At 70.7% G+C, this 13,953-nt stretch carries 11 protein-coding genes; 6 read left to right on the plus strand and 5 right to left on the minus strand.

The annotated features are described in order from the left end of the window. Nucleotides 1-18: 18 nt before the first annotated feature. Nucleotides 19-852 (minus strand): amidohydrolase family protein, encoded by an 834-nt coding sequence (locus QTI17_RS13390; RefSeq protein ID WP_286533688.1) that lies wholly within the window; start codon nucleotides 850-852, stop codon nucleotides 19-21. A 127-nt stretch (nucleotides 853-979) separates the two neighbouring features. On the opposite strand from QTI17_RS13390, the gene QTI17_RS13395 reads away from it, so the two are divergent. The 6 genes from QTI17_RS13395 to QTI17_RS13420 all read left to right on the plus strand — a co-directional run bounded on the left by QTI17_RS13395 (nucleotide 980) and on the right by QTI17_RS13420 (nucleotide 8,328). Further along, nucleotides 980-4,453, plus strand: coding sequence for a response regulator (locus tag QTI17_RS13395; protein ID WP_286533690.1), 3,474 nt, complete (start codon nucleotides 980-982; stop codon nucleotides 4,451-4,453). Beyond that, on the plus strand, nucleotides 4,450-5,301 hold the full coding sequence (locus QTI17_RS13400) for a CheR family methyltransferase (protein WP_286533691.1): 852 nt from the start codon (nucleotides 4,450-4,452) through the stop codon (nucleotides 5,299-5,301). Before QTI17_RS13395 ends, QTI17_RS13400 begins: the two co-directional genes overlap by 4 nt. Nucleotides 5,302-5,362: 61 nt before the next feature. Further along, a complete protein-coding gene (locus QTI17_RS13405; protein ID WP_286533692.1) occupies nucleotides 5,363-5,962 on the plus strand; it encodes a chemotaxis protein CheB in 600 nt (199 codons plus the stop codon). Beyond that, nucleotides 5,952-7,157, plus strand: a complete 1,206-nt coding sequence (locus QTI17_RS13410; protein ID WP_286533694.1) for a hybrid sensor histidine kinase/response regulator — start codon at nucleotides 5,952-5,954, stop codon at nucleotides 7,155-7,157. The genes QTI17_RS13405 and QTI17_RS13410 overlap by 11 nt, the downstream gene beginning before the upstream one ends. 81 nt (nucleotides 7,158-7,238) lie before the next feature. Continuing rightward, nucleotides 7,239-7,595 carry a response regulator gene (locus QTI17_RS13415; protein ID WP_286533696.1) on the plus strand — a complete coding sequence of 119 codons (357 nt, stop codon included), beginning with the start codon at nucleotides 7,239-7,241 and terminating at the stop codon, nucleotides 7,593-7,595. Between the two features lie 7 nt (nucleotides 7,596-7,602). Continuing rightward, on the plus strand, nucleotides 7,603-8,328 hold the full coding sequence (locus tag QTI17_RS13420; RefSeq protein WP_286533697.1) for a hypothetical protein: 726 nt from the start codon (nucleotides 7,603-7,605) through the stop codon (nucleotides 8,326-8,328). A 5-nt stretch (nucleotides 8,329-8,333) separates the two neighbouring features. Here the strand turns inward: QTI17_RS13420 and QTI17_RS13425 are convergent, their stop codons facing one another. The 4 genes from QTI17_RS13425 to QTI17_RS13440 form a co-directional block, all read right to left on the minus strand. Next, nucleotides 8,334-8,552 (minus strand): hypothetical protein, encoded by a 219-nt coding sequence (locus QTI17_RS13425; protein WP_286520044.1) that lies wholly within the window; start codon nucleotides 8,550-8,552, stop codon nucleotides 8,334-8,336. A 169-nt stretch (nucleotides 8,553-8,721) separates the two neighbouring features. Next, on the minus strand, nucleotides 8,722-10,713 hold the full coding sequence (locus QTI17_RS13430) for an ATP-binding protein (RefSeq protein WP_286533699.1): 1,992 nt from the start codon (nucleotides 10,711-10,713) through the stop codon (nucleotides 8,722-8,724). Continuing rightward, on the minus strand, nucleotides 10,710-11,648 hold the full coding sequence (locus QTI17_RS13435) for an ABC transporter substrate-binding protein (RefSeq protein WP_286533701.1): 939 nt from the start codon (nucleotides 11,646-11,648) through the stop codon (nucleotides 10,710-10,712). The genes QTI17_RS13430 and QTI17_RS13435 overlap by 4 nt, the downstream gene beginning before the upstream one ends. A gap of 179 nt (nucleotides 11,649-11,827) precedes the next feature. Next, a complete protein-coding gene (locus QTI17_RS13440; RefSeq protein WP_286533703.1) occupies nucleotides 11,828-13,726 on the minus strand; it encodes an ATP-binding response regulator in 1,899 nt (632 codons plus the stop codon). Nucleotides 13,727-13,953 lie beyond the last annotated feature (227 nt).

A 13,953-nucleotide genomic window follows, 5' to 3' on the forward strand; every position in this document is an offset into this window, starting at 1 on the left:
TTTCCAGCGCCGCGCGACTCAGTCGGTCCATCCCAGAAGCCGTCGGGGCGTTTCCCAGAACAGCTTCCGGCGCTCGCCGGCATCCGGGAAGAGCTGCTCCATCAGTTTCAGCTGTAGGCCATAGTCGATTCGTTCGGTCGCCCTCAGGTAGGGCCAGTCGGAGCCCCACAGGCAGCGCTCGAGCGTGAACGCCTCGGCCAGGGCCCGCACGAAGGGCCAGACATCCTGGTGCGGATGCGGCTGGCCCGAGAACTTCGCGAAGCCGGACAGCTTGACGCAGGCCTTGCCCGATCGTCCCAGGCCGAGCAGCGCCTGGAAGCCGGGCTGCCGCAGGCCTGCCGCGATATCGGGCTTGCCGCAATGGTCGATCAGGATCGGCACGCCGGCGTCCGCCAGCAGCGGCAGCAGGGCGGGCAGCTGGTCCCGCTCGACCTGCACCTGCAGCAGCAGGCCGAGCTCGCGCAGCTTGCCGATCAGCGCGCCGGCACCGAGGTAGTAATCGACGCCGAGGAAGGAGGGGTTGAAGGCCACGCCCACGATGCCCTGCGCCTTCAGCTCGGCCAGTGCGTCGAGCGCGATCCCGTTGTCGACCACCGCAATCCCCTTCATGCGGCCCTGGCTGCGCGCGATGGCGTCGAGCAGGCAGGCGTTGTTGCCGGTGCCGTAGCCGGAGTTGGGGCCGACGACCAGGGCCCGCTGCACGCCATGGGCCGCCATCACGGCCAGGAAGAGATCGGCCGAGCCCGTCTCCTGGCCCGCCGGCGCGTAGTGCGTGTCGCTCGCATAGGGGAAGCGCCTGGGGTCGAGGATGTGGTTGTGGCAGTCGATCTTGGGTTCGTCGAAGATGTCCATGGGGCAAGGGTAGCGCGGCGCTGCCGCATCGCAAGGCGCGGCGGCCCAGTTCGCGGCCTTATCCGACAGGGCTCGGCCGCCGGGTCTGGCACGCTTCTCGGGTTTTGCTTCGTCCATCTCCGACTCCATGAAAACTCCCTCCGCGATCGACCCCGAGGAATTCCAGCGCCTGCTCAGCCGCAACCTGAAGCTGCCGCTGATCGGCGGCGTGGTCGGGGCCGTGGTCTTCGTCGGGCTGATCCTCTACCTGCTGTCGGTGATCGGCTGGGTCGAGCACACCGACCGCGTCACCGGCAGCGCGACCGAGCTGCAGCGCCGCAGCATCGACATGGAGACCGGCATGCGGGGCTTCCTGATCACCGGCGACGAGAGTTTCCTGGAGCCCTACGACAGCGCCCTGGCGCGCGTGAAAGACGACTTCGGCGCCTTGAAGGCCCTGGTGTCCGACAACCCCGCGCAGGCGGCGCGGGTCGACCGCATCGCTGCGCTGCAGGCCTCGTGGAACGACTTCGCCCGCGAGACCATCGCCCTGCGGCGCAACGGCGGCGACTACCAGCAGGCGGTGAGCCTGGGCCGCGGCAAGCGCCTGACCGACGACATGCGCGCCGAGTTCGCGGCCTTCGTCGACACCGAGCGCAACCTGCGCTTTCAGCGCAACAACGAGGTCACGAGCACCAGCATCGCGATCGTCGCGCTGTTCGTGCTGTTCACCCTGGCCTCCACCGGGCTGCTGGCCTATTTCGGCCGGCGCCAGCTGCTGCGCCTGTCGGACAGCTACGACGCGGCGCTGGGCGAGCAGGCCGCGCATGCCGAGACGCTGCGGCAGCAGGCCTGGCTGCGCAGCGCCCAGACCGAGCTGGGTGCCGAACTGGTGGGCGAGCCCGGCGCCCAGGAGATGGGGCGCAAGGTGCTGGCCTTCTTCTCGCGCCATGTCGGCAGCCTGGTCGGCGCGATGTACCTGCGCGAGCGCCATGGCGCGCTGCACCGGATCGCGAGCTATGGCTTCTCGACCGCGGCCGAGGCCTCGCCACAGGTGTTCGCTCCCAACGAGGGCCTGGTCGGGCAGGCGGCGTCGGAGCGGCGATTGCTGCGGGTCGAGCCGGTGCAGGCCGACTACCTGAAGGTCAATTCGGGGCTTGGCGAGATGGCGCCGGCGGCCGCGGTGCTGCTGCCGGTCCAGAACGACGGCGTCGTCAACGGCGTGATCGAGCTCGGCCTGCCGCGCCCGCCGAACGAGCGCGACCTGCAGCTGCTCGACCTGGTGGCCGCCACCATCGGCAGCGCGGTCGGCGCGGTGCGCTATCGCCAGCAACTGCAGGACGCGCTGGCCGAGACCCAGCAGCTCAACGAGGAACTCCAGGTCCAGCAGGAAGAGCTGCGCACCGCCAACGAGGAGCTCGAGGAGCAGTCGCGCGCATTGCGGGCCTCGCAGGCCACGCTGGAGAACCAGCAGGCCGAACTTGAACAGACCAACAGCCAGCTCTCGGAGCGCACGGAGGCGCTGGACCAGCGCAATGCCGCGCTGCGCCGGGTCCAGCGCGACCTCGAGGAGCGGGCCGACGAACTGCAGCGCGCGAGCCGCTACAAGTCCGAGTTCCTGGCCAACATGTCGCACGAGCTGCGCACGCCGCTCAACAGCGCGCTGATCCTGGCCAAGCTGCTGGGTGACAACCCGCGGGGCAACCTCGACGCCGAGCAGGTGAAGTTCGCCGAATCGATCTACGCCTCGGGCAACGACCTGCTGGTGCTGATCAACGACATCCTCGACATCGCCAAGGTCGAGGCCGGCAAGCTCGACGTGGTGGCCGAGCATGTGCCGCTCGCCAGGCTCGGCGAGAGCCTGCGCATGAACTTCGCCCCGCTGGCGGGGCAGAAGCAGCTCGGCTTCCGGCTCGACATCCGTCCCGACGCGCCGGCTTCGCTGGTCACCGACCGGCAGCGGGTCGAGCAGATCCTCAAGAACCTGCTGTCGAACGCGCTCAAGTTCACCGACCGTGGCGAGGTCGCAATGACCGTGTCGGGCACGGCCGATGGGGGAGCCGCCTTCGCGGTGTCCGATTCGGGCATCGGCATCCCGGCCGACCAGCAGGAGGTGATCTTCGAAGCCTTCCGCCAGGCCGACGGCACCACCAGCCGGCGCTACGGCGGCACCGGCCTGGGCCTGTCGATCTCGCGCGACCTGACCCGCCTGCTCGGCGGCACGCTGAACGTGCACAGCGTGCCCGGCGCCGGCAGCACCTTCACGCTGCAATTGCCGGCGCGGTCGCCGCAGGCCGAAGCGACGGCGGCGCCCAAGGCGCCCCCTGCGCCGGCCCGCGCCGATCTGCCGCCGGCGCCGCCGGCCCCTGCGGCCCCGGTCGCGGCGGCGATCCCCGCGCCCCAGTTCGCCGACGATCGCGCCCTGCCGCGCGACCAGGCCCGGCGGGTGCTCGTGATCGAGGACGAACCGCAGTTCGCCCACATCCTCTACGACCTCGCGCACGAGCTCGGCTACCGCTGCCTGATCGCCCATGGCGCGGCCGACGGCTTCAGCCTGGCGACCCAGTTCCTGCCCGACGCGATCCTGCTCGACATGGGGCTGCCCGACAGCCCCGGCCTCGGCGTGCTGCAGCGCCTCAAGGACGATCCGCTGACCCGCCACATCCCGGTCCACGTGGTGTCGGCCCAGGACAGCGCCGAGGCGGCGCTGCACATGGGCGCGATCGGCTATGCGCTGAAGCCGACCACGCGCGACCAGCTGAAGGCCGTGTTCCGCAAGTTCGAGGACAAGTTGACGCAGAAGGTCAAGGCGGTGCTGCTGGTCGAGGACGACGCGCTGCAGCGCGACAGCGTGGTGAAGCTGATCGCCGATGACGACGTCGTGATCACCGCGGTGGCGTCGGGCGGGGAGGCGCTGGCGCTGCTGCGCAGCCGCGTCTTCGACTGCATGATCACCGACCTGCGGCTGCCCGACATGCAGGGCAGCGAGCTGCTCAAGCGGATGGCGACCGAGGAGATCGTGTCGTTCCCGCCGGTGATCGTTTACACCGGGCGCAACCTGACCCGCGACGAGGAAGCCGAGCTGCTGCGCTATTCGCGCTCGATCATCATCAAGGGCGCGCGCTCGCCCGAGCGCCTGCTCGACGAGGTCACGCTGTTCCTGCACAAGGTCGAGGCCGACCTGTCGAGCGAACGCCAGAGCATGCTGAAGACCTCGCGCGGCCGCGACCGGGTGTTCGAGGGCCGCCGCATCCTGCTGGTGGACGACGACGTACGCAACATCTTCGCCCTCACCAGCGCTCTGGAGCAGCGCGGCGCCACGGTCGAGATCGGCCGCAACGGCCGCGAGGCGCTCGAAAAGCTCGACCAGGTCGAGGACATCGACCTGGTGCTGATGGACGTCATGATGCCGGAGATGGACGGCCTCGAGGCCACGCGCCGGCTGCGCCAGGACCCGCGTTTCGAGAAACTGCCGGTGATCGCGGTCACCGCCAAGGCCATGAAGGACGACCAGGAGCAGTGCCTGGCGGCCGGCGCCAACGACTACCTGGCGAAGCCGGTCGACCTCGACCGGCTGTTCTCGCTGCTGCGCGTGTGGATGCCGAAGATGGAGCGGCTGTGAAGACGGACCCGGTGCAACGCGCGCTGCATCCGCCGAGCGCCACGGAGATCGAGCTGCGCCTGCTGATGGAGGCGATCTACCTCAAGTACAGCTACGACTTCCGCGACTACACCGGCGCCTCGCAAAAGCGGCGCGTGCTGTATGCGCTGGGCCAGCTCGGCCTGCCGAACATCTCGGCGCTGCAGGAGCGCGTGCTGCGGGACCCGACGCTGTTCGCGCAGCTGCTGCAATACCTCACGATCCCGGTCAGCGAGATGTTCCGCGACCCGGCCTACTTCCTGGCGCTCAGGCGCCAGGTGGTGCCGGTGCTCCACACCTATCCGTCGCTGACGGTCTGGGTGGCGGGCTGCAGCACCGGCGAGGAGGTGTTCTCGCTGGCCATCCTGCTGCGCGAGGAAGGCCTGCTCGAGCGCACCCGCATCTATGCGACCGACATCAATCCGGCTTCGCTCGAGAAGGCCCGCCAGGGCATCTTTCCGCTCGAGTCGGTGCGCAACTACACCGCCAACTACCAGCGCGCCGGCGGCCAGCGCGCCTTCTCGGACTACTACACCGCGGCCTACGACGCCGCCCGCTTCGATCCCTCGCTGTGCGCCGACGTGACCTTCGCCGACCACAGCCTGGCGACCGACAGCGTGTTCGCCGAGACCCACCTGGTGTCCTGCCGCAACGTGCTGATCTACTTCAACCGGGCCCTGCAGGACCGCGCGCTGGGCTTGTTCCACGAGTCGCTGTGCCACCGCGGCTTTCTCGGCCTCGGCGCCAAGGAGAGCATCGACTTCTCCGGCTATGCCGAGCGCTTCGGGGTGCTGGCGCGCGCCGAGCGCATCTACCGGAAGGCCTCATGAGCCCCCGCCCGGCCGCTCCGAAGGGGGCTCGCACCGCAGTGCGAAGCACGGAGGTTGCCGCATGACCGCCAGTCCGCTGCCGCCGCGTCGGATCGAGGCCGTGGTCGTCGGTGCCTCGGCCGGTGGCGTCGACGCGCTGATCGCGCTGCTCGGCGACCTGCCGGCCAGCTGGCGGCTGCCGACCGCGGTCGTGATCCACTTGCCCGAAGCCCATGAAAGCAGGCTGGCCGAGATCTTCCGCCACCGGCTGCCGTTCCCGGTCCTGGAGGCCGAGGACAAGGCGCCGGTGGCGCAGGGCACGCTGTACTTCGCGCCGCCCGGCTATCACCTGTCGATCGAGCGCGACCGCTGCTTCTCGCTGAGCTGCGAGCCGCCTGTGCTGTTCTCGCGGCCGGCCATCGACGTGCTGATGGCTTCGGCGGCCGATGCCTATGGCCCGGCGCTGGCCGGCGTGCTGCTCACCGGAGCCAACGAAGACGGCGCCGAGGGCCTGCTGCGCATCCACCAGGCCGGCGGACTGACGGTGGTCCAGGACCCGGCCGAGGCCCTGGTGCCGACCATGCCGCGCGCGGCCATCGCCGCCCACGCGCCCGATTTCGTGCTACCCCTGCGCGAGATCCGCGCGCTTCTGCTGGAACTGGATGCTGCCCATGCCCATTGATGTCGAAAGCAAGCTGCTGATTGTCGACGACCTGCCGGAAAACCTGCTGGCGCTCGAGGCGCTGATCCGCGGCCCGGGGCGGCCGGTGTACCAGGCGTCGTCGGCCGAGCAGGCGCTGGCGCTGCTGCTGGAGCACGAGTTCGCGCTCGCCATCCTCGACGTCCAGATGCCGGGCATGAACGGCTTCGAACTGGCCGAGATGATGCGCGGCACCGAGCGCACGCGCCACATCCCGATCATCTTCGTGAGCGCCGCCGGGCGCGAGATGAACTACGCCTTCAAGGGCTACGAGAGCGGCGCGGTCGACTTCCTGCAGAAACCGCTCGATGCCCAGACGGTGAGCAGCAAGGTCAGCGTCTTCGTCGACCTGTACCGGCATCGCAAGGCGCTCAAGCACGAGATCGACGCACTGGCCGTGTCGCACCGCCGGCAGGAGGCGCTGGTGCAGCAGCTGCAGTGCACCCAGCGCGAGCTGGAGCGCGCGGTGCGCATGCGCGACGACTTCATGTCGATGGTCTCTCACGAGCTGCGCACGCCGCTCAACACGCTCTACCTCGAGACCCAGGTGCGCAAGCTGCACCTGTCGAAGAACAACATGGCGCCCTTCGCGCCTGACCGCCTGCCGGCGATGATCGAGCGCGACCAGCGCCAGATCCAGAACATGGTTCGGCTGATCGACGACATGCTCGACGTCACCCGCATGCGCAGCGGCGCCCTGTCGATCCAGCCCCGGCCGGTGGACCTCGCGCAGCTGGCGCGCGGCGTGGTCGAGAGCCTGGCACAGCAGGCCGAGGCGGTGGGCCCACCGATCCGCCTCGAAGCGCCGGCCGGCGTGCCGGGCGTGTGGGACGAGTTCCGCATCGAGCAGGTGCTGACCAACCTGATCACCAACGCCCTGCGCTACGGTGCCGGCAAGCAGGTCGAGGTCAGCGTGCGCCAGGAGGGGGGCCGCGCGCGGATGAGCGTCAGCGACCAGGGCCCGGGCATCGCGGCCGAGGACCATGCGCGGATCTTCGAGCAGTTCGAGCGCACCGACGACAGCCGCCGGCAGGCCCCGGGCCTGGGGCTGGGCCTCTATATCGCGCGCCAGATCGTGCGCTCGCACGGCGGCGAGATCGAACTGGCGAGTGCGCCGGGGCAGGGCGCCACCTTCAGCGTGATTCTGCCGCTGAGCGCCGACACGCCGGCGGCCTGAACGGTGCGGGGCGGCGTCCTACACCGCCATTGCGCTTGCCAGCCCGATACTCTGGAACTTTGCTTTGGTGGAGATTTGCAAGTGAACGTCCTGATCGTCGACGACAACCACGCCGCGGCGGACCTGCTGCAGGAGCTGCTGGTGCTGCAGGACCACACGGCATGCTGCACCTACACCGGCCAGCAGGCGCTCGATGTGGCCGCCCAGCAGCGCTTCGACGCCGCGCTGGTCGACCTCACCCTTCCCGATTTTCCCGGCACCGAGGTGGCGCGCCAGTTGCGCGCCAGCGCCCGCGGCGAGCCGCCGCTCCTGGTCGCGATCTCGGGCTACGCCGCCGACGAGGCCGGCGACGCCGCGGGGCTGTTCGACCACCACCTGCAGAAGCCGATCGATTTCGACGTCCTCGATCGCATCCTGGCGCGGCCGCTGGCGGGATGACGGCTCGATGAAGTCTTCGCCCGGAGCGCGCAGCTGGATGGCGGCAGGGGTGCGCCACGAGCTGCTGACCCGCGCCTTGCCGGCGCTGCGCCACGAGATGGCGGCCCCGGTGTCGGTGATCCGGATGGGCGTGCTGCTGCTCAAGCGCCAGCTCGCCAACGTGGCCGAGGTCGCCCCCGATGCCGCCGCCATGGCCGAGCGCGTGGCGCTGATCGAGGACCAGGTGGCGGCGCTGGCCAGCGGCGTGCGCTCGCTGCGCGACTGGGAGCTGGCCACCCATGACGACGGCATCACGCGCAGCGCACTGGTGGCCCAGTGCACGACCTTGATGCGGGTGGCGTTCGAGCTCAACGGCATCGGGCTGAGGCTCGGCGAGGGGCTCGCGCCGGTCGAAGGCGAGCCGCGCTTTCCGGCCGCCGCGGCGCTGCGCTACATGGCGCTGGGCGCCCTCGGCCACCTGCACGACAGCGTGCCCAACCTGGGCGAGATCCGGGTCGAGGCCGTGGGCGGCGACGGGCTGCGCTTCGTGGCCAGCCATGGCGCCGCGGCGCCGGTCGAGCCCATCGCCGGCGCCCACCGGGCGCCGCGCGCGCTCGCGATCGACGCCATCGCGCTGCAGGCACTGGCCGACGGGCTGGGCTGTGCGGTGACGGTGGAGGGCGAGAGCGTGCGTTTCGGGCTCGGAACCGCGATGGACCCGGTCTTGACGGCGCCGGGCCGCGCGCCGGGCTGACGCGCTCAGCGAAGCCGCGAGCCCGTCGGACCGGCCTCGGCGCCGGTGGTCATCGGGTTCATTCGCTCTTCGCACTCGGACATCATTCGGACGCTGCGCTTGACGCGGGCGGTCATCTTGTCGTTGAGGTGGTTCCAGCCACGGTACATCGGCACCACGACCAGCCAGCCGATGCCGATCACGCCGCCCAGCGCGCCCATGTACTCCCAGTGCATCGGTTCCATGTGTCCCAACTCATCCTTTCCGCAGCCTGCGGACCGGGGTAAAGATACAAATGGTATCAATGGCGTGCATTAAACATGGCGAATCGTCGTGCTGGCGCATGCGCTATTCGGGCGCTATGTCACAGCCAACCAACAAGTTGATTCGACAAGGAATGCTTTCGAATTCAAGTCAGGCCATGACAGTGCTGCGCCGGGTCGACAGCAGCGCCCGCAGCTTGGCCGGCGCCACCGGCTTGGTGAGCAGCAGCACGCCGCCCTGCCGCAAACGCTGCAGCGCCTCGGGCCCGGTGGCGCCCGACACCAGCACCGGCAGCGCGTCCGGCTGCAGCCGGTGCGCCGCCGCGAGCACTTCCATGCCGTCCTCGTCGTGGGCCAGTTGCAGGTCGCACAGCACGACGTCGAAGTGCGCGCCGCCGGTGCCGAGCTGCGCCAGGGCCTCGGCCTGGTTGGAGGCGCAATCCACCTGGCAGCCCCATTGCGCGAGCAAGGTCCGGCTGCCCTCGAGGATCGCCGGATCGTCGTCCACCACCAGGCAGTGGAGGCCCGCCAGCGGCGCCGACGCCGGTGCTTCGGGCGCCACCGGCACCACCTCGCGCGGGCTCGCCAGCGGCAATTCGATCGCGAAGGTGCTGCCGGCCTGGAGCGCCGAGCGCACCGAGATGCGGGCGCCGAGCAGGGCCGCGATGCGCGAGCAGATCGCGAGGCCGAGGCCGAAGCCCTGGCGCCGGTCGCGCTCGGTGTTCGCGACCTGGTAGAACTCCTCGAAGATGCGGGTTTGGTGGATCGGCGCGATGCCGACTCCGTTGTCGCGCACCTCGATGCGCACCGCGTCGCCGCGCCGGCGCGCGGTCACCAGCACCGTGCCGTCGGGTGGCGTATGGTGCACCGCGTTGCTCACAAGGTTGCCGACAATCCGCAGCAGCAGCGCGGCATCGCTGCGCACCGCCAGGCCGCGATCGCGCCACAGCAACTGCACCCGGGCGGCGGCCGCGGGCGCGGCGTGCCGGGCCTCGAGCTGGTCGAACAGCGTGGCCAGCGAGACGCCGCTGATCGCCGGCGTCAGCACCTGGGCGTCGAGCCGCGAGATCTCCAGCAGGTCGTCGAGCAGCACGCCCATGAACTCGGTCGCTTCCTGCAGCCGCAGCACAGCCGGCCGCTGGAGCGTCGAGGCGGTCGGCAACAGGCCGTCGATGAACAGGCCCATGGCGTGCAGCGGCTGGCGCAGGTCGTGGCTGGCGGCCGCCAGGAACCGGGCCCGGGACAGTGCCGCCTGCTCGGCCTCGGCCATCCGCTGCAGTGCGACCGCGGTCGCTTCGCGCACCCGCTCCTCGCTCGCCTGGCGGTTGCGCTGCAGCCGCTCGGCCAGGCGATTGATGTCGTGCGCCAGGTTGGCGAACTCGTGCCGGGCGCGACGGTCGCGGGCGCCGGCTTCGCGCTCTCCCTCGTCCTCGGCCACCACGTTGCAGCGGGCGTCGAAGCGGCCCGATTCCAGCGCCGCCACGGTGCGCGAGATCCGCCGCAGCGGCTGGGCGACCGCGCGCGCCGTATGGCGCACCCAGGCCCAGGCGGCCAGCAGCGCGATGATCGCGACGCCGATGCCGGCCATCAGCGAGCGGGTGCGTTCGCGATCGTAGGCGGTGGTGTCGCGGAAGGTCTGGACCAGGCCGATCGGTGTCTCGCCGGAGGCGGTCGACCCGGCCGGCGCGAAGGCGTTGGCGCGCGAGGCCTCGCGCAGCGTGACCGGCGCGGTGAACATGCGCAGCTGGGCCAGCGGCGCGGTCTTCGGCCCGGCCGTGACGTAGATGCCGGCGCTGTTGCTGATCTCGACCCGCGTCACCTGGCCGCCGCGCAGGGCGGCGTTGGCGACGTTCTGCAGCGCCGGCAGGTCGCCGGCATATAAGCTCAAGTCGGACATCGCCGCCACCTGGCGCGCCACCGCCTCGCCCTCGGCATCGAAGGCCGCTTCGAGCGTCGCCAGCCGGCCCTGGGTGAACCATGCGGTCAGCGCCAGCGCCACCGCCACGCACGGCACCACGCCCAGGCGGAACAGGTCGCGCTGCAGGCTGGCGCCGACCACCAGCGCCCGACGCTCCGCAACCGGCGGGTCGCTGGCCCGCACGATCGGCGCGGGGGCGGCGAGGCGGTGGCTCGGGGCGGTCATCGGAGGGCGCTCACCCGCGCGGTCAGTTCGCGTTCGTCGGGCAGGCGCAGGCCGAGGCCGCGCGCCACGGTGGTGTTCACGCGGACCGTGGCCGGCGCGGCGACCTCGACCCGCACGCCGGGGGCCGTGCCGGACGCCTCCAGCTTGCGACCTAGCGATTGCGCCTGCCGGGCCAGCTGTGCCGGCGTCGCCACCATGGCGGCGAGGCCACCCGAGCGCACCAGGCCATCGCTGGTACCGAACACCGGCAGGCCGGCACTGGCGCCGGCGCGCAGCACCGCCAGCGTGGCGGCCTGGCTGTCACCGATCTTGTCGGGCAGCACCAGCAGTGCGTCGCTGCGCGACACCAGCAGGCGCAGCACCACCGCCAGCGACTTGGCGTCCGGCGCGTACTCGACCTGCAGGTCCCAGCCCTGGCCGGCGCGCAGCAATTCGCTCACGATCGGCTCCGACTCGGCGGTGGCGACCACGCCCACCCGGCGCTTCGCCGGCAGCAGTGCATCGATCAGCGCCAGCTGGTCGGCCATCGCGGGTTCGCGCAGCAGCACGCCGATCTGGCGCTCCGGCCGCCGCAGGGCGGGCGTGGCCTTGAGGCTTTCGTAGTCGAGCCGGCTGAGCATCGCGAGCACCAGCGGATCCTGGCCGGGCCGCTCGATCGCCGAGCGCGCCGCGCTCATGCCGACCGCCATCGTGATGCCGGGCGCGTGCTCGTCGAGGCTGCTTTCGCCGGCCGCCAGGTGGATCAGGTCGAACCGGCTGTCGGCCTCCTGGGCGTCGCGCAGCTGGCGCACGAATTCGGCATGGGCGGCGGTCTCGTCGGCCATCAGCACCGTCAGCCCGGCCGCCTGCGCGCCGCCGCACAGCCAGGCTGCACAGAACACGGCGACAAGGGCGCGCTGCGCTCGAAGCAGCGTAGGGAAACGGCAGGCAAACATCGGGACTGCTTCCGCAGGGGTGAGAGGTCCAATGAATGTACGGAGCCGGCTGTTTCGGCGCGATAAGGCAGAGGGCTTATGTCGCCCCGCGGCCTGCCGCATTGTGGGAAACGCAGGTGAAAATCCGCAGCCTGTCGGTCTATGCCGGACGACGTACGGGCGCGTCCGACGGCGGGCGCCTACAGTGCCGCGGCGGCGCTGCGCACCGCGGCCAGCTGGATGTTGATGGCCTGGCGCAGCACCCGTGGCGAGACCGGCTTGTAGAGCACCGCGACGCCGGCGCTGGCGACTTCGCGCAAACGGTCGGGCTTGGTCTCGCCGGTCACCAGCAGCCGCGCGGTCGATGGCCCGATGCCGCGCGGGTGGCGTTCCAGCGCCGCGATCACGTCGAGCCCGTTGTCCCCGCCCTGCAGCAGCAGGTCGCTCACGACGATGTCGGGCGGCCGGTCCCAGGCGTCGGCCAGTGCCAGGGCTTCGGAACGGCTCTGCGCCGCCAGCACCCGCGCGCCCCAGTTCGCCAGCACGACCTGCAGGCCCTCAAGGATGGTGCGCTCGTCGTCGATCACCAGCACCACCATGTCGGCCAGGCCGGCATCGTCATCGGCCGGCGGGCCGAACGGCTGCGCGGGCGGCGCCGGCAGGCTGGGCGCGGGTGCCGTGGCGCGCACCGGCACCCGCACGCAGGTGCCCTTGTTGGGCCGGGAAATGAGTTCGACCCGGGTGTTGAGCAGGGCCGCGAGCCGCTGCACCGTGGCCAGGCCCAGCCCCATCCCGCGCGATTCCCTGCCGCCCTGCCGGCCCTGCGGGTCGACCTGGTAGAACTCCTCGAAGACCCGCGGCTGGTGATGGGCCGCGATGCCGATGCCGGTGTCCCAGACGTCGATGCGGATCGCCTTGCCGCGCCGCCGGGCGCCGACCAGGATTCCGCCCTCGGTGGTGTGGCGCAGCGAGTTCGAGACCAGGTTGTTGAGGATCCGCGACAGCATGACGTAGTCGCAGCGCACCCAGGCCTCGGTCTTGCGCACCACCAGCCGCAGGTTCTTCTGCTCGGCCACCGCCCGGAAGTTGCGGCTGATTTCGTCGAACAGGGTGTCGAGTGCGAAGTCGGTCCACTGCGGCTGCAGCACGCCGGCGTCGAGCTGCGAGAGGTTCAGCAGTTCGGAGAACAGCCGGTCCAGCGACTCGACGCACTCCCGGATGTGGCCGATGCGCTGCAGCCGCACCGGATCGGTCTCGCCCTTGGCGAGGCCGTCCGAAAACAAGGTCAGCGCATGCAGCGGTTGCCGCAGGTCGTGGCTGGCGGCGGCCAGCAAACGGGTCTTGGCCTGGCTCGCGACCTCCAGCTGCTGGTTCTTGCTGGCCAGCTCGGCGGTGGCGTTGACGATGCGGCTCTCCAGCTGGTTGCGGCTGTCCAGCAGCGCCCGGGCCGCCAGGTTGAAGCCGTGCTGCAGCCGCCGCACCTCGGCCGAACCCTCGATCTCGACCTGCGCGTCCTCGCCGGCGCCGAGCCGGTCGACCGCCTCGCCGAGCGCCTGGATCGGCGCGCTGATGCGCCGCGCCGCCCACCAGCCGGCCAGCCCGACCCCGGCCAGGCTGGCGCCCAGGACGATCACGACATTGAGCCAGACCGCCTGCTTGGCGCTCGCGACCGCTTCCAGGCTCATCTCCACCATCACCTTGCCGTTGTGCCTGCCGTCATCGCCGGTGATCGGGGCGACCACCTGCACCCCCTCCCCGCGCTGCCGGTCCATGGTTTCGGCATTGGCGACGATCTCGCCTTCTTCCGACCAGATCTGCACCTGCTGCACGTGCGGCTGGAAGCTGCCGGACAACGCGGTGCGCTGCAGCGCCCGGCGGTCCATGTGCTGCATCTGCGACTGGGCCACGGTCGCGACCTGCAGCGCCACCGTCTGGGCGTTCGCGCGCATCAGCGCGGTCAGGTTCTCCAGGTGCTGGCGCGTCAGCACCGCGATCGCGCCCAGGGTCGCCACGGTGGCCGGCAACAGCGCCAGCAGGACCAGCTGCTGCGCCAGTGTCAGACCGGCCAGCAGGCGCAGGGCGCGGAAGGACCAGCTCATCGAGGAGCTGGAACGGCTGCGGCTGTCAGCCACTGAGCGGCACCCCGTTGCGCATGGATCAATGAAAATGACACGTTTACTGCTTAAGTTGGTTTCTAATTGTGTTGTAGTCAGCACTCGCTTGACCAGCCCATTCGGCTCGTCGGGCCGATGCGGTCCAGAAAAAGATGCAGGCTCCCGTCCTCTGCGCTTCCCCTGTTGTCGCGGTTTCCCGGCCGGATCGGTTC

It is taken from the genome of Variovorax sp. J31P179, assembly GCF_030316985.1.
Classification (GTDB): domain Bacteria; phylum Pseudomonadota; class Gammaproteobacteria; order Burkholderiales; family Burkholderiaceae_C; genus Variovorax; species Variovorax ginsengisoli_B.